Origin of the sequence: Psychrosphaera sp. B3R10 (assembly GCF_018861025.1) — a bacterium.
Taxonomy (GTDB): domain Bacteria; phylum Pseudomonadota; class Gammaproteobacteria; order Enterobacterales; family Alteromonadaceae; genus Psychrosphaera; species Psychrosphaera algicola.
Genome location: NZ_JAHKQH010000012.1, coordinates 1 through 26,101 on the forward strand (window position 1 = coordinate 1; position 26,101 = coordinate 26,101).

A 26,101-nucleotide genomic window follows, 5' to 3' on the forward strand; every position below is an offset into this window, starting at 1 on the left:
ATCTGCGGTTGTTGCAAATGCAGCCACTTTAACTGGCACGGCACCATCAACATCACTTAGTGACCAAAGCGCCTTATCAGTACCGTCGCTGGCCACAAAGTACATCGTATCGCCAGTTGCATTGACAACCAACTCAACAGGGCTACTTGAGCTTGTGCCAGTTCGGATATCAAATACTAACTCCGTTGACGTACCGTCATAGACATACAGCTCAATGCCGTTTGTGCCACCGTTGGCTTGGAAATACGTCTTACCATTAAATTCGGTAAAGTATTTAGGCGTGCTTGAACTTGACCCTGCACGAATATCTGAGGCCAATTCAATTTTTTGATAAGGGATTGAACTTGCAACAATTGGATCTGAGCCAAATTCCAGCTCCAGTTCATCACTGTAACCGTCACCGTCTTGATCTGTATCTACTAAATCTTCGATTCCATCACGATCTAAGTCTGCTGACTTAGTATTATCTGTGGGGAAGCCATCCGCATTATCACCCACTCCATCTTGGTCAGTATCGACAAATTCAGTTGCATCATCTGGAAATGAATCAACGACTAAATCAGTTGCTATATCTGCAACTATCGAATCTGGATAACCATCTCCATCGGTATCTATTGAGGCTGCTTTATCGTTCGGAAATTTATCTGCATTGTCACCTACACCGTCACCATCCGAGTCGACTGACTCATTTTCATCTGTAGGGAAAGCATCTAAAGAGTCAGCTACACCATCATTGTCAGCATCAGCATGGTACATAGCGTCTTGAGGGAATTTGTCCGTATTATCACCAATACCGTCGCCATCACTATCCATGGTTTCAGTTGGGTCTAAAGGAAATGCGTCTACCACATCTAATACACCATCGCCGTCTGAATCAAACGAATCGGCACTTTCTGGGAATGGATCGGCATTATCACCAATACCATCTCCATCGGTATCTACCGTTTCAGTTTTGTCGAACGGGAAGGCATCAGCGTTGTTACCAACACCATCTCCATCACTATCTTTCGATTCAGAAGCATCATTCGGAGCCCAATCTAGATGGTCAAGAACACCGTCCCCGTCGCTATCTAAAAAGCTACCACCCTCTCCTTCATCAAACTGTGAACGAGTTGGGTCATTTGGATACGCATCTAGTTCATCACGAACTAAGTCACCATCGCTATCTAAGAACTCGTCAATGATATATAACTCTTGCCCTTGTCCCGCATTTGCAGAGAAATATAAGCGGCCATTGGCTACTGTTAGCGCCGACACTTGCTCACTAACTAAATTATCATTTTCATCAATATTAACCGGGTTAAAGTCAGTCACTAACGTTGGCGATGAAATTCCATCCATCACCCATAACGAATCTTTAAAGTTGCCTTGATTGCCTTCAAAATATAAACGGTCGTGGTAAACCGTAAAGTGATTTGCGTCTTCAACTTGAGTTGCACCTGGTATCTTATTTGACAATAATTCTGGTGCACTATTTAACGAGTTGTAAATCCAAATTCTTGAACCACTATTAATTCCTGTACCCGCCGTGAATAATAAGTGACCTGCATAAACAGTCAATTTTGACGGAGCTTCTGTTTGTCCCTCGCTAGTAACATTACTCAATAGAGTGGGCTCGCCTTCACCTGTATAGAAATAAATTTCTTTACCAGTCGCTTCTTCCATTGTCGCTGTGAAGTATAAAGCGTTGTTATAAACAACCAATTCAGCTGGAGAACTTGAATTAGGATTACTATTGCTATCTTGACCAGGTAAATCAAATACTACTGAAGGGTTAATACCGGCTTCAACAGGCTGAGAATCATCATAAACCATTAACTCAACACCTTGACTAGCGGTGCGGCCTTGGAAATACAATTTACCTTTGTAAGCTGTGAAGTAATTAGGATTTGAAGGTTCTTCACCTAAATTAATGTCGGCTAATCTAACTGGCGCTGCATCACCATCTTTTACCCAAAGTTCATAATCACCCGTAATAGATGTTGTGGATGGAACTGGGCGAGTCTCGCCTGTTTGGGCGGAGAAATAGAGCTTGCCATTGTAGACATATGGGTTTTTGAAAGTGTCGCTATAATTAAAAGAATCACCAGGATTAAGATCTAAATCCGTAATCGTATTCGTTATTGGATCATACTCAAACATGGCATTTTTAGTAGAGATCCCAGAACTCTCTATAATACCTTGATAATAAATCTTCCCGTTATAACTAATTAAGTTATCAGGTCGAACCGCAACATCTTCAGAGTAGGTCGTTGATAATTTTTCCGGGGAAGAGCCATCGTAGTTAGCTCGCCAAAAAGCGTACCCATCTTCTGCATGAATACCTCTAAAATAGATTTTGTCACCTAAAGTAACGATATTACTAATTGAACTACCATTGGCGTTTCCAGAGTTTATTGATGGAACCATAACTGGCTCTGGTGCTGTTGCCGCATTAGCGCCTGTAGATAAAACTGTAGCCAAACTTGCAGCTACAACAGATCGCTTAAAGTTGTTGTCTATACCTTGCATTACGTGCTCCGTATTCATGTGAATTACCCAGTATCTTTTTGTACCGGTTTGTTGTTAATAGGGCTAAATATCGCTTTCTATCGCTTAAAACCGTTAATTCATCAAAACTTTAAAAATTGATAAATATTTAGCCATACTAGTGTTTTATATAAGTTAACAAGCAGAGTCCAAACGTGTTGTGTAGCATTTTGTACAATAAGAAATTTTGGAAAAAAGCAGGTGTTCTAAATGACGCTGAATAGTGGATTAGGCATTTTTGAGTAGGTATAAATAAAAAAGCCGGGTAGTTATGCCTACCCGGCGACGCTCTTCTGTTTAGGCTGGGATTAGTCTTTAAACGGAAGTCTTTAATGTCTCGTGTTCAAATGTAACCATTGATAGGTTTTCTTGATTTTGCTGTCCAATTGCCATCGGACACCTAACATTTGGGAGCAATGTTAAGTCAAATAATTCAGAAATTGGACCGTCTAGTCGGATCCATTCTTCTACAGATCCAGTGGTTAAGTTTATGATTTGCAATCCACACCATGCTGTTGAATCTTTATCAGCTAAGGCTTTATCCAAATCTAATCCTTCAAAACGTTCATATCTAGGTTTAGACAAACCCACCACGGCAAAATTACCATGAAGTCCTAAGCCGCGAGCGAAACCAGGTACAAAGGTATGAGGAACAAATTTCTTTTGCTCAAAGTCAACATAACCTAAATAACCTGTGCCAGAATTAAGCACCCATAACTTGCCCTCATGCCAACGAGGGGAATGCGGCATTGATAACCCTTCACAAACAATTTCATTGGTTTCTATATCAATAATAATGCCACCATCGTGACGGCGCTCACGCCAACCATCGATTGTGTCCGACTTACATACTGCTGTTACGTATTTAGGTTTGCTATCTACCATTGCCAAACCATTTAAATGGCAACGATCTTCTGGTACCAATTTAGAAATAAACTCTGGTTTCCAGATAGCTTTAAAGCTATGTGTTATTGAAGGAACGGCTAAACAATTATATTTTGTATTCACAAATACAATTGTACCGTCTTTTTGGATCCCTAATTCATGAATGTCTATTTCACCGGTAAATTGGGCATTACGTGGGACGTAACATTTATCAAACATCTTGTTGGCAACTTGACCTGCCTGTAATACATTTTCAAAACGCCAAACTTGATAAAGACCGCCCATATAGATGCGTTGTTCGTTACCAACAATACCCATAGCTCGTTGGAAAACGCGTTCATGGAATGACACCCTACCTTCTGGATCTGCACCTACAAAGTAGACTCGTCCCGATTGATAAGAGGTAAATGCCAAAGACATGTTATTGCGAACAATCCATTTCGATAAACCTTTAGAGCACGACTTTGTAACCGGCTCCTGCGCTGGTTGTTCAGTATTCTGATTTTCATCCGACGCTGGCAAATCAACAACTTGATCGGTTTTATCATTTGCTTTAGCGGTCGCTTTTTTAGTCGATGCTACTTTTTTTGTAGATGCTTGTTTTGCTGACGTTCTTTTTGCCGTCGCTTTTGATGCTGCCTTTTTAACGGGCTTCGTTGTTAGTTCTGCTTCTTTATTTTTTAGCTCAGGCATTGATAATCTCCAGGCCTTTATTGGCCTTTAAGCACTTACACAATTTTAGTGTCAACGATTCTATATCAAGCAACGTAGTGATTAAATAGCATACAGCCGTCGAAACCGTCATTTTAAGTAGCAATTTGTACAATCGTTTGATGCCATACTTATCTGTTTAACGCGTTCCAATACCAAGGCTCGAATTAAAAGAAGGTCACTACAAGCTTATTTGCCGAAAACACAAAACCCAGCATATGCTGGGTTTTGATGATTTTCACTATGTTAATCGGAGTAACATTCCTTTTTTTCTACTCCTTCTTTTGGCTTATCCTTGCAAGCCTCCTCCTCAAAGAACAACTCGGTGCGCCATGTCACGCCCTCAACTTTGTTGTCCAAAGGAACAAATGTCCATTGTGTTATCGCACTCACTAACGTCTCGCCATAGACTTTAGCTTCTTCCGACGATACCGCTGTGACTTTTACATTTGATGTTGTGCCATCTTTCTCGACATCAAATGCAATAGTCAACATCCCCGGTACTTCATCTTTCAACGCTTTTTGACTGTCACCTTTATAACTAGGACGTTCGTAATACCAAAATGATAACCCTTGAGATTTCATTTCTTGCTGACGCATTCGACGATATTCAGTTTTAACCGCATTTCTGCATCGTTTATATGACGTATAAGAACTGCAATCAGGTGCTTGCCATTCAACAATAACCGCCTCTGAGTCCACCTGTTCTGACGCCTGAGCTGCAAACCCAAATAACGCGATGGCGAATAAACCAAGGAAACGTATATTCATCATTTGTATGCTCCTTTTCCTGCGAAGTACTCAAACGGTAAAGGATCTACGCCCTCTACATCACAATCTGTGCTTGGTGCTCTCATTGGATCCGGTTTTTCACCAATGTGGCGGTCAAAAAAGTCTAACATTCTGCAAAATATTTGCTTACGTGATGACTGGTCTCTTGCACCATGCCCTGCGCGCGGGATTAACAAAGTCTCAAAACGATGATCTTGTTCTAATAAAGCATCACGCATGACCACATAGTTTTCGAAGTGAGCACGATAATCCAACATGCCATGCATCAAAAAGACAGGTGAATTAATTTTCTCCGCATTTGGCGCTGGAGACTGTGCTCTACGTTTTTCTTCGGTATCACCCAATGCCCAATTCAAGTAGTTTTTACCTGCTTTTCGCATTGCTACGTCACCGGTGTACATCATGACGTTTAAGTCATAAACACCAACATAACCAATCCCACATTTATATAAGTCAGGTTCCTTAACCAATCCCATTAATGTGGCATAACCGCCGTAAGAAGCACCGTAAATACAAACGCGATCAACATTTGCAATTCCGCTGTTTATTGCCCAGTAAGTTGCATCTGTTAAATCATCCTGCATCTCTAATCCCCAATGACCATACCAGTCGTATTGGAAATTTCGACCAAAGCCGCCCGAACCTCGATAATTCACAGCTAATACCGCATAACCTGCATTTGCTAAAATATTGCGCTCACTATTCCATCCCCATACATCTCTTGGCCCATGTGGTCCACCGTGAGGTAAAATAATCAGCGGTAAATTTTTGGCGTTTTTACCTTTTGGAACTGTCAGATACCCACCTATTTCTAATCCGTCTCGTGCATTAAAACGGATAGCGTGCGTCGTTGGCATTTCTTTCGGGTCGACCCAATCGGCACGATTAACAACAAACTTCAATGAGCCGTCAAACTGATTAAATATGTAATACTTACCTGGGTGTTTATCACTCGACACATGAATCAACCATTCAGTGCTGTCAGCCGTTTTAGAAGCAATCTGAATTGCTTGATTTGGAAACGCGGCTTCCATTTTCAATTGAACTTGAGCGTAATAGTTGTCTTCATCCAATATCACTACTTTTGGATAGTCATAATTTATTAAAGCCCCCCAGAAGTCACCATTGTCATCTTGAAACATTTGGCTTACATCAACTTTTGGATGACGATAAATGATTGTTTCTTCGCCAGTTTTGACATTCACTTTCACAACGGCTGAGGTTGGTGCACTAATCGTGTCACGGACATATAACCATTTACCATCTGAGCTATAACCTCTAGGAATACGCATTCCTTCATTTTCTTCGTAGCGAATTTCTTCCCAGCTACCATCTTCTTTTTTTGTTAATACAACTGTTGAAGAAAAGCTATCTGCCGCTTTACCTACCCAATGGGTAACTTCCCATTCGCCCGTTTCTTTATCTTTCTTACGTATTGGCGATGCCGCTCTAATTGGTGAACGATATAACTTAGTCGCTTCACCGGTATACATGTTTAATTTATAGATGTAGGTATAAGGGAATTTACTCATACCACTGCCCGATGGATAAACCGAGATTAAGTAGTTCTCAGCATCCAATGGACCAATCAATCTCATCCCTTCATTACCGCCGTAATCCGAAGTTTGACCTGACCATAAAATATCTTTACGCGAGCCATCAATGTCCATCCCGAGTAATTGACCAATGCCGCCAAAACCTTCGCTCATCTCCGACGCAAAGCCTAAACCTACAATGACACGCTTATCGTTTAACCATGTTACTGAGCTCACACCTAGTTTTCCGGCAAACTTCATTTCAGAAACCATTTCATTGGTTTTGCGGTTTATGATAAACGCATGCATTTCACCACTTGGTAATACCTTACCAGCAGCTAAAAACTTACCATTTGGTGATAAGCGCATATTGGCGTAAGACACACCTTTGAAAAATGTTTCAATAGGCACCTGAGCTTTAATACTTAGGCTTAATAAGCCTAATAGCACTGCTGCCGCTTTTACTAAATTTGAAAATTTCATTTCTTTCTCCTGCCATTTGCAGGCTTTTTACAGCCTGCAATGCATCCTTCTAGAATAATGGGTAACTAAATGACAATGCCACTGAACGCCCTAATGGCGATTGTAAATGTGACCAGTAGTAAGGCCAGCGAGGACTTGTTTCATCAGTAACAGGCATCTCATTTGTTAAGTTATTCACGACAAATTGTAAATTTAAGTGATTATCAAATGAGTAACTAACGCTTGCATTAGCTGTGTAATATGGCGGTAATTTCTTAGTACCAATGAAATTGTTAACCGCTGACTGGCGACGAATAAATAAGCTCGAATTAATACGTCTGAAACCTGTAAGATTATTTGAATAAGTTAAGTACAAGTTTGTTACCGAATTCGGCGTTGATAACCCCAGTTGTCCATCAACTAAACTAACGACTTCATCACCAGCAAAACGCAACCAATCATGTTTTAATGTTGCTGAATGACTAATACCAGCACCAAAACGGCCTAACGCGGCTGATTCCCAGTTCCCGTTTACGCGAATATCAAGCCCTTCTTTTTCCACAAATTCTTGGTTTTGTGGTTGAATGGTCACTCCGATTAATTCATTTGTTACCGAATCACGTTGAATTCTTGAATTTACATCTTCACAGAATTGGCTATCTGAATTACGTTCACCATTTTCACACTGCCATTCGCCTACAAATAGGTCGAAAGCACTTTCACTGGTTACCATGTCGTTCAGGCGAATTGACCACCAGTCAATCGATACACCAAAATTTAAGTTTGGTGAATACGCAAAACCGATGCTTTTTTCTGAACCTTTCTCTTCTTCCAATTTATCTGAACCACTGCGCGTTGAACGAATAATCGATGAGCTACAGTTCCCAACAAATGCTTCGCCGTCATAACAACCTGGTGATAATAAATCAGTCGCCCCAGTGAATCCCTTTGATTCACCGTAGATATTAAACATATCTGGTGCTCGGAAACTTTGTGACATACCACCACGCATTTTTATCGCTTCCGTTAACAAATAAACAAATTTCGCTTGGGAGGTTTGACGTCCGCCGATTGAGCTGTCGTCGTTATATTCGTCATAACGAGTCGCTAACGTTACCTCTAACTTTTGAGTTAATGGTAAACGAAACTCAACGCCTGCGGCATAACGTTCACGAGTACCTTTGGCGTAAACTGAACCGATATTCATCCAGCTCAATCCGTCTTCTCCTAGTGCACGTGCATCTGGCACCACTTCGGTAGTTGAACGGTTGTAATCCAGCACCAATGCCATTTGCATTGGGTTATATAACAATCCAAAATCCGATATTGAACCTGCTAATTTAGCTTGGAAAGACGACGCGGTTGAACTGGCTTCAGTATTAGTTTGGCCCACTAATAAATCTCGATCCGCAGAAGCGTCTCTAAAAATATTATTGACAAAGGCATCATCAAAAAAGTCATTGTCGACTTCATAAGTTGTTTCAGCGACTTCTGAATAATATTCACTACCTTCAAACAACCACGCTTCAACAGCTTCTTTTTTCAATGCATCACTGGATTGAGTTTGGTCATAGCGTGAGTTAGAAATTGATACATCCCATAACCAATCTTCGTTGAACATTTCAAAAATACCTTCAACCCCAACGACACCTGTAACAACATCCATATTGTATTCAGATTCTGAATAACCTAAATCTGGCGCAAATGAACGACGTGAGACATACAAACGGTCTGAACGTAAACCGCGTTCACCATAGACATAACCGTTCCAGTTTAACGAAGGATTTGAACTTTTTGCCTGAGCCGATGACACTAACAACGTTGCAAAACCAGTTACGTCATTAGTAAAGTCGTAACGACCATCTAAGAAAAATGACACTTTGTTGTAATCTGAATTCATGGCAATGCCTTCAGAACCATCATACGTACAGGCTTGTTTTCCAACATCGCCGGTGCTTTCTGATGCCGTCATATTTCCTTGCATGTCTTCACAAGCCATATCTGGCGATACGTAAGGATTATCCTGTGAGATTTGACCTGCACGATACTCTGCGGCTGATATTGCTGTCGTTGTATAACGGCGGTCTTGTAAATATGGAACTTCATCCGCGCTTGTCGCTTTTGAAGTAAAAGCTTCGATACCGTACGTTAACGACCCTTTACTCCAGGCGTTTCCGCTAATGAAAGAAATGTTACCTGTACCACCATAACCTTCTTCAAAGCCGCCGAAGTAGCCTGAAATCGACGTTTGCTCCATGTCTCGTTTGGTGATGAAGTTAAGTACCCCACCAACGGCGTCCGAACCATAAATAGCCGATGCCCCTGAACTTAAATATTCAACACGAGCAATAGCACTTCTTGGGATTGAACCTAAATCCACCCCGTTTTGTTCTCCACCAAATGGCAATGGGTAATCTGCAACTCGGCGACCATTGATTAGTACCAATGTACGTCCGGTGCCTAATCCTCTAAAATTAGCTTCCTGTGCGCCGACGGTAAAGCCCGATAACAAGTTACCTGAATCACCCTCTGAATAACCTGAGTTCTCTGACAAAGACTCGATTACATCGGCAATTGTCAACAACCCTTTTGCTTTCATCTCTTCTTCATCGATGATGGTCATTGGCTCTGCACCGTCGTAACCTTCACGTGGTATAAATGAACCAGTAATGACGATGCGCTCTACAGTTTTATCTTCTTTTTTCTCTTTCGACGCTACTTTTTTATCGCTTGTTTTTTCAACTTGCGTTAAATCAGCCGAACTTTTATTTTCTGTTTCTGGAGCTGCAAGGGCAACTGAACTCAAAGAGCCCAATAACAATAAAGATACTGCACTGGCTAGCTTCTTTTTATTAAATATCATGATATATCCTAATAACTTAAATACTTTTCCGTAGAGGGGCTAAGCCCCTCCAACCTTTTACCAGCGGTAGCCTGCTGAGAAACCAATTGAGAAGCCATTTTTGTTTGCTTCGCCATCGTAAATGCCGATCAAACTCTTAATGCTCCACTCTTTAAATACTGCATTCACACCTGCATCAAATTGGTAGCCAGTACCACTGATGTCACTTAGGAATGACACATCATTAGAAATAACTTGATTTTCAGCTGCTGTACTTACCACATTCAATGTTGCATATGGTGTGACTGAACCTGTTGATAATTCATAGTATTTGTCTAAGTGAACCCCTGCTTTTATTTGCTGGCTTACATCATTGTCAAAGGCATAGTTATAGGCCGATGTCGAATCTGTAAATCCGTCAGAGCTGACTTCACTTGTTAACAATTGAACATGTGGTATGACGTTATATCCGAATAACTCGAGCTTATAACCTGCCTCTATTGAGCCACCTAGCACCTCACCTTTTGTTCGAGCTGATGAGTCATATGCTGTTAGTTTCCCTTCAAATTTAGTTTGGTTTAATACCGCATCTAAATAAACGTCACCTAGCGTGTAACCTACTGAGATAGCTACAGAAGTCATATCTAAGCTGGCCGTAGATTGTTGTTCACTTTGAGAGGAATCCGCATTACCTTGACCAACGCTAAAACCGAAGGTTAAGTCAGATACTTTGTATTGTGCTGAGACATTTAAGCCACTCATTCGTTGAGCAAACGTTAAGTCTTGTGCTGCAACATCACCGGCCACGGCCATGTCAGAATCAGTATGGAATGAATCAACTGTTGCGCTAAAGCCATCAGAACTATCACTTCGGCGTGTGAAGTGATTTCCAACACTCTGTGCCCAGTAATTTGACGCCATATGAGAGATACTGCTAGCCGTTGCACCTAATGAAGACAAACCAAACGATACTTTAAGTACTTGCTGTCCGTTCTCTTCGACTTCTTCAGTATCAACAATTGTTCCTGCAAACGAGCCTGTTGCGCCTGCAAATGAAATGTCTTTCAGTGTTTGTTCACCAGTTGCCGTTACTAATGCTCCATCAGCTTCGTCATTTGAAAGTAAGATATAACTCGCTTCACCTTTCAATTGGCCTGCCGGAGCAATTGCCACATTTAAGCTACGCGCATAAAACTCTCCATCAGGTTGCTCAGTACCAACTTTTAAATCTCCTTCGATGATAAATTGGTCATTACCGTCCATGCCAACTTCTAACATCACTAAACCTGCATTTGTGCCAGTAGTTAAGAAGTTCATGTCACCTATAACTCGTAATTCATCAGACGAGCTACCGTTTATCGAAGTAATAGAAACATAACTGTCTGTCGCTGAGTAATGGTTCATTTCGCCAGACTCACCAAGGTTAATGACGTTATTGCCAGCAAATGAAATATCACCGAACGTGTTATTGAAAACGTTAGTACCAGCACCAAAATCAAATGTATTATTTTCTAATACGACTTGACCAGCAGCCGTTCTTGCCGCGTTCAAATTATTATCAAATACATCATCACCATCAGTTGTGGTTATATCACCTGTAATAACACCGCTATTAAAAATAGTTGTATTAACATCGCCTGTAACCATGACAGCTTTTTCGGTAGCTAACATTTGACCAGAGTTGACGATAGATAAACTGCCATTACCAACTTCTGCACCGTCTATATGAGCTTGCACCCCCACTCGAGCGTTGATAACGCCCTCATTTCCAACTTGAGCAATAGCGTTTACAGCATCAACTGTGACAGTTTCCCACTCTTGGACCATGATTTGGTCACCAAATTGGTCTAGCATCAAGAAACCATTTTCATCGCGAAGCTCAACCATATCTGGAGCCATTTCTACAGTTGAAACGAGATCACCATTTGCATCTTCAACAAATACAATTGATTCTTCTCCGTTAATCAAAACTGGGCTGAAAGATAAAGTGGACTCTTCAGTTTCGTTAATTGAATTAACTGAAACTTTAATACCAATATCAGAATTAATTTCATTGCGGTTAACTAGCAATGCTTGGGTAAGATTTTCGACTACGATCCCTGACTCAACTGCATTGATCACACCATCATTATAAGCGGTAGCCAATGTCGCTTTATCAGCGAAGGCTAATTCAACACCTGTCGCCGAGTTACCTGAGCTTAGGCGCTTATTATCACCAGAAATAGAGATACCATTGGTCGCATTGATGGTGCCGTTATTATTCGTATTTTGTTGAGATATTGAGCCTAAACGGACCTGAGAACGGTTTACTGAACGAATAATATAGGCTTGCTCTAAACCGTCATTGGTTAAGATTGCATTGCCATTTTCGTCTACTATTTTTTGTGTTGAATATTTTTCACCAGAATCATCTGAATACGTAAAAATACCATCATCATCCGCCACAACAACTAATGGAGTTCCATCTTCTCCATTAACTCTTGTATATATAGTTAGCGTAACTTTTTCATTATTTTCGTCATAGGTATATTTAGTTAACGGGCTGTCAAATTCTGTGTTGGCTATGGCAATTGACTCTATACTGATACCGTTTGAATTTTCGCCACCAGTAATAGTACCTCCATTGTAGGTAGTGCCAGATAAACCTAAAGTATGCATTCCTGAACTTTGGTTTCCAACTTGTAAGTCACCAACATTTATAGCGTTTGATGCATAAGATTCTGCTCTCATGCCGTCGGATCCATTACCTACATTAATTTCACCTGCATTTACGGTATACGCTTGATAAAGACCTACCGTGCTCATTCCAAATGAGTCGTCACCGGTTTCAATGATACCTTGACCGAAGTTAATCGTGCCGGCAAATACAGCACGGTTCTCCATTCCAGCAACGTTTTCGCCACCGGTAATTGAACCTTTATTAAGCAACGCACTTTGGACTCCACCACTTTGTTCACTCCATGCATTGCCCAAAGCACGCATACCAGCTCCACGCTGGAAGAAGTCAAAGTTGTTATCGTTAGGGCCATTATCACCAATGGTAATATCCCCTTCATTTAGCCCGTAAGCATACAAGCCAAAGATTGCCATGCCATTTGCATTATCACCTGTTGTGACAGTTCCATAGTTTTTAGCAGAGGCTGTATAATCATATTCAACGTTTTCGAAATTTTCTTTTGTCGTACTTACGTTGGAAACAAAAATACCGTGAGCCATTTCACCAGTCACTATTTCGCCATTATTAATGGCCACAGAATACGCATCTAAACCACCAGCAACTGCTGAAGTGATGCCACCTGATTGGCGATAGTTATAACTGTCTCGTCCTCCTTCAGCAGGACCTACTGTATGGCCATTTCCAACTTTTACATAACCATCATTTTTGACATACGACGGACCGTGCCAGCTTTGAGAAAAGATGCCCTGACCTAAATCACCAGTAATAATAACCCCAGTTTCAGAGTTAATAATTCGATGACTTGCAAAACCTTCAACCGTAGTATTACTTGCGCGGATGCCGTGAGAGTACGTCCAAAATGCGTTATATGTTTCAGGCGCGTTATGGTGGAACCCCTTGCCTACTTCAATGGTTCCATTATTTATAACTTCGACTTCACCAAACTTTTGTTTAACTGAAATAGCGTTAGATTTATCGCCTAATTTGATATTACCGTCATTAATAATGGTAGATTTAGAGAATATGACACTACTCGCACCGAGAACCTCGTCATCGCCACGTCCATAATGAGCAGCTATCGTTGCATTGCTGGAAACGTTAGCCCCCATTGCAGTTAGCTGAATACCGGTTGTAGTTAATGGCACTTCTGCTAAAGCGATTTTTTCACCCGCATTGTTATACACATACAATGTATGCTCAGGTGTTGTATTATCTTCTGTCAGTATTATGTCGCCACTACTGACCAGTAAAGCGTCCCCTTCACCTTGACCAGCGAACTGAGCGATAACATCAGCATTAACACCAACAGCACCAACTTCTAAATTACTCGTACTCATAGTTGCAACATGATTTATGTTGATTGCAACAGAACCTGTTTCCAGTAACTCAATATCACCTTGGCTGTTAACATAAGTCTCACCTAAACCTGATGACATAATACCAACGGAGTCCCGACTAATTTTTAACTCACCATTATTAACAATAGTGGTGGAACCATTACCCGCCGCATATATACCAACCGCCGAATTGGCTAAACTCAAATCTAAATCACCATTATTGGTGATTTCTATATCCCCTCTATCACCTATATATTCGCGAACGTTATGGTAATATTTATAGGTTACTTCTGAGTATATTTTTACTGCTTCGTTATCTACAAATTTAGTCCCTATTTGCACAGCCCCGTCAGCAACAACTGTTTTGTTTTGAGCTTCGTCTATTTCATTGTAATAAGAGTTTGCAAGGTTAACGGTTGACGCTACGATAGCGCCGCCACCAGTCCCCTCTGTCAAAGTAACATCACCAGAATTGGTAATATCCACAGAGTCACCCGATGGATTGTGACCAAATACGCCGTTACTCCCCGCACCTACAGTTAACGCGCCATCATTGGTAATGGTCACTTCTGTATCACTGCTATCCACATTATAAAACGTAATGTCATTATAAATGTGCTCACGAGTAACCTTTTGCTCATTGCCATTAACATCAACTGTTTCAGTTTCTGACCATGTGTGATCGTATTGGAATACATCTTTAACTACTGAGCCAGTCCCCACAGAAATAGCTTGTGCGTTATAGCCAGTCGATAAATCTCCTGTATTTTCGATAAGCACATCACCAGTTTGAGTACTGACACTGATACCTTTAGCTCTGTCTCCTATCGTGATTGCACCGTCATTTACTACTTCAATATTACCCGATACAGATGCAACTTCGACACCTGTAGCACTAACCGTCAGGGTATTAACACCGGCAGGTGAATGTAGTCTTCTGCCATAAGCCATAATGGCGGTATCATCTAGACCATCATCATTTTTATCGAAGGTGTCGATTTGTGAGAAACCAGTTTTAATTTCAACTGTTCCATCAATTAAATAGGTCACTGAGTCACCAGAGCCAACCGTAATGTCACCCGAATTTTCGATCAGGATATCCCCAGCTTCTGAGCTGGCGGTAATTCCAATAGAATCTTTAGTTGTTAAGGCTCCTTCTGGGGCAACCACAATAGTGATATCTTCGCGACTATCATAGTTATCCATACGTTCAGCTATGCCAGTTTTCTCTTCATCAGACAAAACAAATCCAGCACTTTCTAATTCAGCTATTACTTGGTCTGGCGTTACATCAGCACCAAAAGTAACTGCTAAATGTTCATCAACATTATCCCAGGCTGGTTCAGCTAAAAGCGCTGCGACTTGTTCAGATTTTTCTTCATCTGTAAGGCTATCATCCGCATTGATCGCTTCTATTTGTAAATCTCTTTGTGCAGGGTTTAATAACGAAACCTGAATACCATTAGCTGCAGTATCCATCGTTCCGATAACCACAAATTGAGCAGGATTCACTCCTAATTGTGTCGCCAAAGATTCTGTGAAACCAACATCTGTGTAAGTCTTTTCGTATTGATCTGCTCCAACAACTTCCGCATTTCCTGCTTCAATATCACCTGAATTTCCGATGTACACTTCTTCAGTGCCAGTTTCATGAATGTCGATTGGATCAATTAAGCCGTCATTTGCCGCAACTTTAGTTAAATCTGCGACGGCAAAGCCTACGGTTTCATCCTGCACGGATTTGCTAGTTGCCGCACTCACTTCACCCACAGTTGTTGCTGGCGGTGTAATATTTTGAGCTAACGCTGCAGGGGCAAATGCCAACGAGCTTGAAACCGCGACAGAAGTAAATAACGCATGCCGAATGGCATTAGTTAACTTCCTATGAACGGAAGGAATACTTTGTGTTTGAGACATACTTAAAATCCTTACTAGATTTGGTTTTACTAGTTATATGAATTAATGAATAACAATTATTCGATTGCAGGATTAAACAAGAGCGTGCGCAAAATATCCAAAGCATTTATGTACCGAATTGTACGGGGGGCTTGTCCTCTTCTATAAAATAGGGGTAGACTCAGGTCATCATTTTAAGAACTTTATTTATTAACTATGAAAGTTTCATCGACTAATAGATGTTTTCTATTGGCTTGTTTCGGTTTTATATTTTCAACCACTGTACTTGCTACAAATACAAACCAACCAGAACCAAAACAGGCGCCAAATCAGCCCATTATTCCTGAGTCTGAGCCAAAACCGGTTGATATCGCTGAAGTGGAACTTGCCTTAAATGGCGGTTATGCGGCCTTCGATAGCGCCCTAACTAAAATCGACGATACAGGGCCCTATTCCATTGTTACCAATGAGTTCAACTTTCAGATTTCTGCAGGATATGGCGTAGTAGAAAACCCACTTGCCGCGAGAAATGACCTACAAGTTTATGTTTTACCGGAGTTCAGCTATTACGGTGAAAGGTTCTATCTTGAAAATTTTGTGATGGGTTATTCCTTATTAGAAACCGACAACTTTATCATCGATGTATTTAGCTACTTCAATGATGATGGCTACTTTTTTGAACTAGATGGTCTTGAAAAACTAACAATTTCGAGCATTTTAGATTTTTCCGTCAACCGACCGCTCGGTGGGCGTGATAGATTTCCAATGGAAAGAGAATTTGACGAAATTGATCGCGATTTAAGTTACATGGGGGGATTCGTGACCTCGTATCGTTTTCAAAATTGGGATGCCAAATTCATTGTAAGTACGGATATAAGTGGTGTGCATGACGGGCAGGAAGCCAGTTTTAAGGTCCGTCATATGAAAGTATGGGATAAAGTGACCACTGCGGTAAGTGCCAGCGTTATTTATAAGACACATGATTTAATTGATTACTATTATAAACTGCATCCCGGTGAGTTTTTTCTTGGTGAAAACCTTTCTTTGGGCAATGCGATTAATAAATCGGCAGAACTATATCTAAGCTACCCATTTAACAAACATTTTTCTATGAAGTTTTTACTTAGGCACAGCTGGCTCGATAGTAATTTAACTACCTCCCCTCTTGTTGAAAAAGACAATTTCACTTCAACATTTGTCGGCTTTAGTTATAGGTATTAACGTGAATAGATTTGCTCTAATTGTATTTTTGACATGTTTTGTAGTTAACGCCTATGGGGTTGAAAAACCAAATGTTTTGGCGATTTCACCGGAAATGTGTGTCACACATATTGGTAAAGAGCATTGCCAATTAGAGTTTAATATCAAAGTCGAATTCCAAGACGTGACCGACTTTTGTATTGTAATCGACGACCCCCATTTTGTTGACTGCTTTGTTCAAACCGATAAATTATTAAAACGATATTCTTTGCCGTTAACTGAAAGTACATATTTGCAGATTAAAGACAAAAATGACGAATTGTTAGCAGCTCAATTGTTAAGTGTTGCCAAAATTAAAGCTAAAAAAACTCGCCCTAGGCGAAATTTAGGATGGGTACTATTTTGAACGAGACAAAATTTAACTTATTACTTATCGAAGATGACCAGCCACTTGCTGAGCTGACCAAAGAGTATTTAGATGACTTTGAGTTTGTAACGACGTGGGTTGAAACGGGTGAAGAAGCGAGAGCCGCTCTAAACGCCAATTCATTTGACTTAATTATTTGTGATGTGAATCTGCCTGACATTCAAGGCTTTGAATTAATAGAGCAATTGGCATTACCAGTTCAGTTACCCGTCTTGTTTTTAACTGCCTTGTCCGACAATGACTCGCAAATAACAGGGTTAAACTCAGGTGCATGCGATTATATCGTAAAGCCAGTTGAACCCGTCTTACTATTAGCACGCATTAGAGCCCATTTGAGACATTCTCATCCCGCGGCGGCAGGTGATATTATTCACATTGGTGATCTAAAACTTGATAACTTACACAAACAAATGGATTACAACGATGTAAATATCAAATTGACGAACCAAGAGTTTGAGTTAATCTGGTTTTTTGTCGCGCATGGAGACAATGTGATAAGCAGAGAAGTTATCTTCTTAGACTTGATAGGTCGGGCTTATGATGGCGTTGACCGCTCTGCTGATTTAAGAGTGAGTCGCTTTAGAAAAAAAATGGAATCCATTGGTAAAAAAGAATTGTCTATCGAATCCATTCGCAATAAAGGATACATCTTTAACTACTGGGCTCATATCCGGTGAAACAAAATAACTTCCTACGTTTTTACGTATTATTTTTTGTTGTCGCCTGCTTATTTATTATAAGTTTTACTCAATTATATAAAGTCTACTTTGCCCCCCCGCTCTACCATACAGTTAATGTAGACGACATATTTACAGGCTTGCAAAATAACACTTCTGCCGAATTTAAAATCATTGAAAAAGCGAATATCCAATTACCATTAGAATTACAAGATTCTTTAGAACAAAACGAAATCATTGCCTATTCGGTAGGTGTAAACAGTTATTATGTTAAGGCGTTGAATCAAAAAGAAGTAATTCAATGGGGCCCCGTGCCTGCAGAGGAATGGGAAGAACCTAAAGATTCTTTGAGCATATTTATTTTTTACTGCACCTTAGCCTTAGTCTTTTTAATGTTATTAAGACCATTATTTAGAGATGTGGCTTATTTACAAAAATGCGCAATTGAGTTTGGCATTAAGCCCAGCTCTCAACCCTTAAACACATCGCCTAAATCAAGCGTATTTCCATTGGCTCAAGCATTACATAAAATGAGCCATCAATTATTAGATCAAATACGATTACACAAAGATCTTTCTAATATCATTGCTCACGAGGTAAGAACTCCACTCGCTCGGATGAAATTCATCTTACAAAGTATTTCGGCTGACATTCCTGAAAAACAATTAGCTCGATTTAAACGCGATATTAACGCATTAGAAACGCTGGCCCATGAATATTTAGAATTTGGCCGTAGTCAAATCACCGATGAAAACTATATGGAAGAGATTGATCTGTATCGCTTTAGTGAAGAGATGGAAGATAAATACATTGAAACCGGAAAACAAGTAAGTTTTATCCCCCCGAGTTCAAACTATACATTTAAAGCAAATAGCTTGCAGTTGGATCTCGCGTTATCCAATCTAATTAATAACGCTCTGCGTTACGCAAAAAGCAAAATTGAAGTGTCTATACTGGTAACAGAGTCTAATATTGATTTTATCGTTGTAGACGATGGGCCGGGATTTTCACAGACTCAAAAATCCAGTGCCAATGGCGAGAACCATCACGGCTTTGGCCTGGGGCTTTATATTGTCAAACAAGTCGCCCTTAGGCATAACGGCAAGTTTACGATTGATGCGAGCACCGAGGGTGGTGCAAAAATGACAATACAACTTCCAATAAATTAAGATAACTTTAAATTAAGTATTAAGTGCTCTTTTACCTATCCCAAAACCGACAAAAAATGACTACGCGAACTTTATGCCAGTAAAGTCTGAGCGGCTTGAGCGATAATAATTGTGACCATAATAGCCTTGTGAACGTCTCGCTTTGTTCATGATGACACCACCGACTTCAACTTTCGCTTGTTTTAGCTCTTCTAATACATTGGTTAAATCAGCTTTATTAGTTTTCTCAGCATCAACAACCAAATAGATACTGTCGACATGTTTAGAAATAACATAAGCGTCACTCACCGACATAATTGGTGGGCATTCGATAACAACGCGCTCGTATCGAGTCTTAAAGAACTCGATAACCTTGCTTAATCGCGGTTGTGATAAATACAACAATGGGTTTTTAGCAACAAAACCTGCCGGTAATACATCAAAGCCGTAGCCCTGTTCGCGGAAGATACAATCAGATAATTTACTCTTTTTGGCAATTAAATTAGTAAGCCCTGGTCGGTTTACGTCTTGGCATAGAGTATTGCCAATAGAAGGAAAACGCAGGTCACCGTCGATAAGTATAACTTTCTCTAATTCCGAAAAACTCGCCGCTAATTGTATCGATAAGGTCGACTTTCCGTCGTTTGGTGTAATTGACGTAACTGCAATCACTTTTTGAGCTGCAAGTTTGTTGTCGAGTAAAATGTTTGTTCTGGTGGTTCTGAGCGCTTCAAAAAACTGCTCGTGTTTGTTCATATCCAACGCATAAAGCGGTTTGTCTTTGTTTTTGGTTACTTTAATTTTTGGAATAATGCCAACAAGTTTAGTATCAAATTGACGCACTACCTTTCTGAACTGGATAATTTTGTTGGCTAAAAACGCCTGAATAAGGACAAACGTCATGGCGATAAAGCCACTTAATAAAATACACAGCGCCATAATTAACGGTTTCTTTTTATTATCCGCTTTAGTCGCCACTTCTGCTTTTTCGACCAAAAGTACATTTGACGCATTTGCCAAATCCTGCATCATGTTTGATTCTTTTAGCTTTTTAACTAGGTTTTCATAAAGTTGTAAATTGGCGTCGAACTCTCTGCGAAGCTTTTGGTAATCAAACTCAATAGCGCCGAGACGTTTTAATCGTTGATTAGATATATGCAATTGTTTGTCGACCGAAAGCAACTTTGACTGCCAAAGGCTGAATTTTTTATCGAGCATATTTACATGATCTTTAAAGTCTAAAACCACTTTCACTTTTGCATCTTCTAACGATTGTTTGGCTTTTTTAAATGCGGGATGTTTTGTGCCGTAGCGCAACTTAACTTGCGCAAATTCGAGTTGCCTATTGTTAAACTCATTCTTAGAAGCCATTATCGTCGCCGACGTACTAAACCCAGGTAAATTGGCCAATTCTTCTGGGGATTTTTCGTATCGAGTGACCTGCTCTTTTAGCAATTTTAATTCATCGATATTGCTCGACAAAGTTAACTTTTCTTTTGTCATCTGCGCCATTTTTGACTTTTCTATGGCGATGGCACTATTGATATCAACAAAGTCATTTTCGTTTTGATGCTCAACTATCTTGGCTTCTGCATCTTCCAAACTAATTTTCACACCGAGTAATTTAGTAGATAACCAAGCTGATCTATCTTGATTTTTGCCTTCCAATAGTTCTTGCTTAAAGTTAATAAACGTTTTGGCAATATCATTAGCGACGGTGGCGGCATGAGTTGCAGATAAAGAAACATAACTGACTCTAACTAAGTTGGTGCCAGATGTTTTATCTATCTTCATATTTTTACTGAGCACATCAATCGCATGGCTTCTGCGGATCGACGTATCATTATACGTATTAGAAAACTTGTCGTTGTTCAGAATATATTCAGGGTGTTTAGTCAGGTGCAAATTGTCGACGATTTGGCCAGCAAAGCGTCGACTTTTAAGTAACTCTAATTCAGTTTCAGTATCGTCTGCGGCAGATAGCCCTCCGCTCATAATGCTCGCCATTGCGTCGTTATTTGAGTTTGACTCTTTGAACATAATGAGGATAGACGAGGTAAAACGGTCTGGGATAAGCGTCAAATACTTATACGTTCCGGCAGCACACATAATGACAAACAAAATGATAAACCATTTACGTTGCCACAAGATCGTAAATAGTTCGCCAAGATCTATTTCCTCCTCATGGTTAATTAATTGGTTTTCGATTTGCGACATTAAAAGAAGCTCTTTTCTATTTTAATGACGTCGCCAGGCATGATGACCGTTTGTTTTTCGGCGGCAAAGGATTGTTGAGGATAGCCTCTTAGAATGATCCACTTGGAGCTAGACGCTCTGTCTTTTAAACCGCCCGACAATGCTATTGCTTGCTCTACTGTAAGTTCGGCTTGGTATTTATAACTGCCTGGGTTTTTCACTTCGCCGTGTATAAAAAACGGACGATATTGACGAACAATTATGGTGATATTTGGATTAACCAAATAACCATCGCGATACATGTCTTCAATTTTGGATTTAGCTTGTTTTGCGGTTAGGCCCTCAAGTGGAACTTGACCTACGAGTGGTAAGGAGATATTGCCGGCTTGGCTGATCTGTGCCTTTGTAGTGAGCTCTGACTCTTGAAAAACATATATTTCAACTTCGTCACCTGGCCCCAGCTGATATTCAGCTGCTCCGAGTAAACTTGAAACCAATAACACACATTTTATTATTGTTATTTTTATTGTTGTTATTATTCTCATAACAAACGCCAAAGCACCCCTATACTCCACTGGTAACCATCTAGATCGTAACGATCGCGCGAATCGTCATTACTATACCAATGGATTGCTGTATGTAAGTTTAGCTGCTCAAGAACCCGATATGCGATTGAAAACTGGGCGAGTTCTTGCTTACTTTTTATTGTATCGCCATATTGACGAGTTTTAGCACTAAGTTCAACTGTCATATTCACGTTATCGGTTAATAAATACCTTAAATCGGTAGCTATTTCGACTGTTTTCGCCGAAATGAAGCTTTCGTCGTTAGAATCCTGTGTATCTTCGCTAATACTGACGTTCCAAATCAAGTAATCAGAAAGGTTCAGATTGTTGGTCATTTTCCAAGAAAACGTGTCGTCGCTTTTATCTTTAGAAGAGTCTTTTGAGTTGCTATTCCCCACTAAAAACTCGATTCGGCTATTGGACAAATAGGAGGTTTTAAAGCCCACTAACAACTGATTTAAATTAAGCGTCGACTCAGATGAGCTTGCAAATGACTTTTCAAATTGACTAAATTTATACTCAGCGACCAAAAATGTATCTTCTGTTATGCGATTTTGAAAACGCGTATTCAAGTTTTGCCTTGTATCTTGCCCATAATTGATAAACTTCTCAGTTAACGCTAACTCATCATTCATATGTTCGTAAGTCAACATAAGAGCGCGTTTAGCTTGGTCTGAGCCAAAGTTAAATCGACTTGTATAGGCTTGGGTATTCGTTAAATTAAATGGTGACTGAACATCTCGATAAACCGCGGCCATGGGGTCTTCACCCGTTAACTGTTCAGAAGTCACAGCAGATAAGTCCCAATTTACGTTTGGACTTAAAAATATACGACTACCTAGGGATAAGTTGTAATTCGTATGGGCAGCAAATGTTTCTGAATCAGGTTGCAATTGGCTTATATTTCCGCCAACTTTAATACCAACACCTTGGATCAATTTAGTTAAATGAGATTGAATAAATACGGAAGAACTTGCGCCACTTTCATCAGCGCTGTGAGTTTGGTGTTCGGCACCAATTTCAGCTTGAAAAGTTTGTTCTTCCCAGCCATTGGAAAAGCTTAAATTGGACAAAAATAAGGTAATTAATACTAATACTGTACGTAACATTCTCTAAAACGCCTATTCACTCCCTGTTTATTTATAATTATTTTCCTGCGCAGTAATTTACCCAATTAGTGCGCAATTTGACACTACTTTCTCACATTTTTTGTATGGGTATTATTTAGAACCGCTCAATTCGACTAAAATAAACGCATTATTGTGTGGAATATATCCTCAAAAATGAAGAGATTGGATGATAAACTTACATCGCTACCGTTAGTGACAAGTTACGTTAAATGGCGTTGTTTGGGCTTTTTTAGATAACGTTTGTGGATTTTTGCGAAGACTCTGCGGTTTTACAATACCTTTCCATGCCACTAACCCAGCGGTGTGACTTGCCGTGTAAAACATCAATTTATGAATGTTCCGCCAACTTAACCAATCTATTGAATTAGATAAGTCGACGAACTGAATTTGAGCTGTGCTTTATGAGTTCTTACAAAATATAGGTTCCATTTTTTTCTAAGGTTATCTCTTTAGTCAATTTACCATTGGCAAAAATCCGAAAGGTTCCCCCATGTTTTGCATATATCGTTGCATTTGTTAACAGGCCTTTGTCCCAACTGATATCAACTGTAAAACCTCCACGGGCCTTTAGCCCCCGAATACTGCCTTGTTGCCATTTTTTCGGTAAGGCGGGAAGCAAATCGAGAATATAAGGTGCGTTGATTAACGTTCGAGGCGGCGTTACCGCGATAAACTGCCCTGTTTTTTTGGGATCTTCTTGATAGGCAACAAACGCTGCTTCTTCTATGTTTTGTGCGTTGGGGTTAATGCTACGAAGATGGCTTTGTAACAACATTTCAGCCACTGCAGCCCCAGCTCCTAGATTTCCATCTATTTGCCACGGTTTACCATTAAACATATTGTCAGCTTTTTGGGTTAATACTAAGTCGTCTAAATAACTTAACGCTTCTTCGCCGTTTCTTAATCGAGCCCACAAGGCCGAGCGCCATGCCGCAGCCCATTCTCCGCGCTTAATACGAGCCATCATCACTTTTTCACTCGCCGCGCTGAGTTTAGGGGTTGTCAGCGGTGAAAAGTCACGACCTGGATGCAATGCAATGAGGTGTGACAAATGGCGGTGCGTATTTTTAGGATCGTCTAAGTCTGCTGGCCATTCTTGGATCATGCCATGGGCATTAATTTTTTGTGGCGTTAACTCCGGGATAAGCTTTTGTAATGCTTCTCGGAATTTAACATCTCGGTTTAATACCGTAGAGGCTTCGATGCAATCAGTGAACAGATTAACAAGCAACTGCTGATCATAACTTGCCCCCCACGCTTGTTTGTTATATTTGCCAAATTCATCCAATAAAAAATAGTTTTCAGGTGACCAGGTTGGGTAAACGAGTTTTGTGCCGTCTTGCCACGGCGCAACATGACCTGCAAAAAATTCACATGCGCCTTTTTGCACTGGATAAATGTCTTCTAAATACGCGACGTCTTTATTAAAGGCATAGTGCTCGAACAAATGTTGAGTCACCCAATGCCCACCCTGTTGCATACGACGACCATGTACGTTTTGGGCAGTAAAGCCATATACATTACTGTTAAGTCCAATAGACCACCCCTTGTTAACACCAAACGTTTCCATTGCGGTATGTTGCCCAGACCTCGCAACCACTTTGGTCCAATTAACGAAGGGTTCAAATGTTTCTGATAAATTGGTTGTTTCGGCTAACCAATAGTTCATTTGGATATTTATATCCGTATGGTAATCAGAATTCCAAGGTGGTTTTTCTAATGTATTCCACAGGCCCTGTAAATTGGATGGTACTGACGCATTGCGTGAAGAACTGATATGTAGATAGCGGGCATAATTAAAGTATAAAGGGTAAAGCTCAAGTGGCTTTCCTTGGGTAATTAATTTGTCTGTTGGTAAATCAGATAGCTCTGCGTTTAGCTTAAACTCGACCCGCTGCATCAATGAATTAACGTCAGCTACGTGATCAGTTTTAATCTTGGAGTAGCCTTTGGCAATGGCTCTATTAAGCGTTTGCTTAGTATCAGAAAGAAAGTCACGACCTTTAAAGTTGGGGTAGTTTGGTAAATAGTCGGTATAACCCGTCACATAAATGACCACTTCTGACGCGTCCGTGACATGCAATTCGTTGGCATATGAAGCGACTTTGCCACCCGAGTTCACTTCCACTTTTGCGGTTTGCAAAAATTCAATATCGTCACCCTGCGCCATTGGAGAATACCCATGTAGGCGGAGTTCATTACCGTTTGTAGAAATCACTTTTTTGTCGTGGGCTGATGCTGCGGTCAGCCTGAGATCCATAACACCGCCGTCAGATTGCATTCTGATCATACAAAGATCATCTGGAAAACTGCAAAAATATTCTCGGGTATATTTAACGCCATCTATTTCATATCGTACAGTCCCCACGCCATTAGCAATGTCTAATTCTCGGCGGTAGGCAGAAACAGATTGTCGCTGCTGTCCCGTTTCTATCCTCAGATCGGCAAATGGTGCGTAATGACCTAACGGTGTTTTTGTTGCGAGATACTTAGTTCCTAATGACTCAACCGAGTCGCTATCTTTACCAAACTTACTGTCCCGAGCCGCTTTTCTGACGGTTTCTAAGTGTTGATGTGCACCTAGTCGCGTGCCCGATTGTTCAACGTTGCTAAGGCCACGGACGGCATTTGCCCAAAGACTAATTTCGTTAAATACAAGATATTCACTTTCAATACCACCAGCAAACATAGCACCAAATCGACCGTTGCCAAGAGGTAAGGCTTCGCTCATAAACAAACGGCCACGGTTTTTAGTGTCGTTTTTATCGCTGGCATTAATATCAACCGTTGCCGGTTTTGTGAAATATAGTGTGCTCAAACTAGTGGCTTGCGCCTGCTCCCCGGCCGATCTTGCTCCGGCTAAATCAGATATCGCACATGCATTGATAAGGATAAGTGAAGTGACGATCCCTGCTGTTTTAAAGAGTTTGAACTTATAGACAAACGCCATGATTGCTTCTCTTTTTATTATCGTTATTGTTTTGGATCTGTTTATGTAAGTGTATTTACATCAAAAAATAAAAATCACTTTTATATACCGTAAATACAAATAGTAAGCCAAAAACATAAAATAACAAACAAATACTGTATT

At 40.4% G+C, this 26,101-nt stretch carries 14 protein-coding genes; 4 read left to right on the top strand and 10 right to left on the bottom strand.

All coding sequences use genetic code 11. The features are described from left to right. From KO525_RS04725 to KO525_RS04750, 6 genes are all read right to left on the bottom strand, one after another. A partial coding sequence (locus KO525_RS04725) for a thrombospondin type 3 repeat-containing protein (protein ID WP_215962645.1) occupies nucleotides 1-2,529 on the bottom strand: 2,529 nt, incomplete at its 3' end. Nucleotides 2,530-2,844: 315 nt separating this feature from the next. Further along, nucleotides 2,845-4,107 (bottom strand): TIGR03032 family protein, encoded by a 1,263-nt coding sequence (locus KO525_RS04730; RefSeq protein ID WP_215962646.1) that lies wholly within the window; start codon nucleotides 4,105-4,107, stop codon nucleotides 2,845-2,847. A gap of 264 nt (nucleotides 4,108-4,371) precedes the next feature. Next, nucleotides 4,372-4,899 (bottom strand): energy transducer TonB, encoded by a 528-nt coding sequence (locus KO525_RS04735; RefSeq protein WP_215962647.1) that lies wholly within the window; start codon nucleotides 4,897-4,899, stop codon nucleotides 4,372-4,374. Beyond that, nucleotides 4,896-6,935, bottom strand: coding sequence for a S9 family peptidase (locus tag KO525_RS04740; protein WP_215962648.1), 2,040 nt, complete (start codon nucleotides 6,933-6,935; stop codon nucleotides 4,896-4,898). The genes KO525_RS04735 and KO525_RS04740 overlap by 4 nt, the downstream gene beginning before the upstream one ends. A 49-nt stretch (nucleotides 6,936-6,984) precedes the next feature. After that, nucleotides 6,985-9,777, bottom strand: coding sequence for a TonB-dependent receptor domain-containing protein (locus KO525_RS04745; RefSeq protein ID WP_215962649.1), 2,793 nt, complete (start codon nucleotides 9,775-9,777; stop codon nucleotides 6,985-6,987). Nucleotides 9,778-9,834: 57 nt separating this feature from the next. After that, nucleotides 9,835-15,687: an autotransporter outer membrane beta-barrel domain-containing protein gene (locus KO525_RS04750; protein WP_215962650.1), complete on the bottom strand. Its 5,853-nt coding sequence runs from the start codon at nucleotides 15,685-15,687 to the stop codon at nucleotides 9,835-9,837. A 195-nt stretch (nucleotides 15,688-15,882) separates the two neighbouring features. On the opposite strand from KO525_RS04750, the gene KO525_RS04755 reads away from it, so the two are divergent. The 4 genes from KO525_RS04755 to KO525_RS19940 are packed head-to-tail and all read left to right on the top strand — an operon-like array spanning nucleotide 15,883 to nucleotide 19,139. Next, nucleotides 15,883-16,887: a MipA/OmpV family protein gene (locus tag KO525_RS04755; RefSeq protein WP_215962651.1), complete on the top strand. Its 1,005-nt coding sequence runs from the start codon at nucleotides 15,883-15,885 to the stop codon at nucleotides 16,885-16,887. Between the two features lies 1 nt (nucleotide 16,888). Beyond that, nucleotides 16,889-17,272, top strand: a complete 384-nt coding sequence (locus KO525_RS04760; RefSeq protein ID WP_215962652.1) for a DUF3019 domain-containing protein — start codon at nucleotides 16,889-16,891, stop codon at nucleotides 17,270-17,272. Continuing rightward, a complete protein-coding gene (locus KO525_RS04765; RefSeq protein ID WP_215962653.1) occupies nucleotides 17,269-17,970 on the top strand; it encodes a response regulator transcription factor in 702 nt (233 codons plus the stop codon). The genes KO525_RS04760 and KO525_RS04765 overlap by 4 nt, the downstream gene beginning before the upstream one ends. Then, complete coding sequence (locus KO525_RS19940) at nucleotides 17,967-19,139, top strand: sensor histidine kinase KdpD (protein ID WP_215962654.1); 1,173 nt, start codon at nucleotides 17,967-17,969, stop codon at nucleotides 19,137-19,139. The genes KO525_RS04765 and KO525_RS19940 overlap by 4 nt, the downstream gene beginning before the upstream one ends. Nucleotides 19,140-19,199: 60 nt before the next feature. On the opposite strand, the gene KO525_RS04775 is transcribed toward KO525_RS19940, so the two are convergent. The 4 genes from KO525_RS04775 to KO525_RS04790 all read right to left on the bottom strand — a co-directional run bounded on the left by KO525_RS04775 (nucleotide 19,200) and on the right by KO525_RS04790 (nucleotide 25,960). Continuing rightward, a complete protein-coding gene (locus KO525_RS04775; RefSeq protein ID WP_215962655.1) occupies nucleotides 19,200-21,335 on the bottom strand; it encodes a polysaccharide biosynthesis tyrosine autokinase in 2,136 nt (711 codons plus the stop codon). After that, nucleotides 21,335-21,859, bottom strand: coding sequence for a polysaccharide biosynthesis/export family protein (locus KO525_RS04780; RefSeq protein ID WP_215962656.1), 525 nt, complete (start codon nucleotides 21,857-21,859; stop codon nucleotides 21,335-21,337). Before KO525_RS04780 ends, KO525_RS04775 begins: the two co-directional genes overlap by 1 nt. Continuing rightward, a complete protein-coding gene (locus KO525_RS04785; RefSeq protein WP_215962657.1) occupies nucleotides 21,856-22,989 on the bottom strand; it encodes a hypothetical protein in 1,134 nt (377 codons plus the stop codon). Before KO525_RS04785 ends, KO525_RS04780 begins: the two co-directional genes overlap by 4 nt. A gap of 430 nt (nucleotides 22,990-23,419) precedes the next feature. Then, nucleotides 23,420-25,960, bottom strand: coding sequence for a glycoside hydrolase N-terminal domain-containing protein (locus KO525_RS04790; protein WP_215962658.1), 2,541 nt, complete (start codon nucleotides 25,958-25,960; stop codon nucleotides 23,420-23,422). Nucleotides 25,961-26,101 lie beyond the last annotated feature (141 nt).

What these genes read in the sequence shown, in the direction of transcription:
- KO525_RS04740 (WP_215962648.1), bottom strand. Translation starts at nt 6,935, where the DNA reads ATGAAATTTTCAAATTTAGTAAAAGCGGCAGCAGTGCTATTAGGCTTA.
- KO525_RS04750 (WP_215962650.1), bottom strand. Translation starts at nt 15,687, where the DNA reads ATGTCTCAAACACAAAGTATTCCTTCCGTTCATAGGAAGTTAACTAAT.
- KO525_RS04730 (WP_215962646.1), bottom strand. Translation starts at nt 4,107, where the DNA reads ATGCCTGAGCTAAAAAATAAAGAAGCAGAACTAACAACGAAGCCCGTT.
- KO525_RS04780 (WP_215962656.1), bottom strand. Translation starts at nt 21,859, where the DNA reads ATGAGAATAATAACAACAATAAAAATAACAATAATAAAATGTGTGTTA.
- KO525_RS04790 (WP_215962658.1), bottom strand. Translation starts at nt 25,960, where the DNA reads ATGGCGTTTGTCTATAAGTTCAAACTCTTTAAAACAGCAGGGATCGTC.
- KO525_RS04785 (WP_215962657.1), bottom strand. Translation starts at nt 22,989, where the DNA reads ATGTTACGTACAGTATTAGTATTAATTACCTTATTTTTGTCCAATTTA.
- KO525_RS04735 (WP_215962647.1), bottom strand. Translation starts at nt 4,899, where the DNA reads ATGATGAATATACGTTTCCTTGGTTTATTCGCCATCGCGTTATTTGGG.
- KO525_RS04745 (WP_215962649.1), bottom strand. Translation starts at nt 9,777, where the DNA reads ATGATATTTAATAAAAAGAAGCTAGCCAGTGCAGTATCTTTATTGTTA.
- KO525_RS04775 (WP_215962655.1), bottom strand. Translation starts at nt 21,335, where the DNA reads ATGTCGCAAATCGAAAACCAATTAATTAACCATGAGGAGGAAATAGAT.
- KO525_RS04755 (WP_215962651.1), top strand. Translation starts at nt 15,883, where the DNA reads ATGAAAGTTTCATCGACTAATAGATGTTTTCTATTGGCTTGTTTCGGT.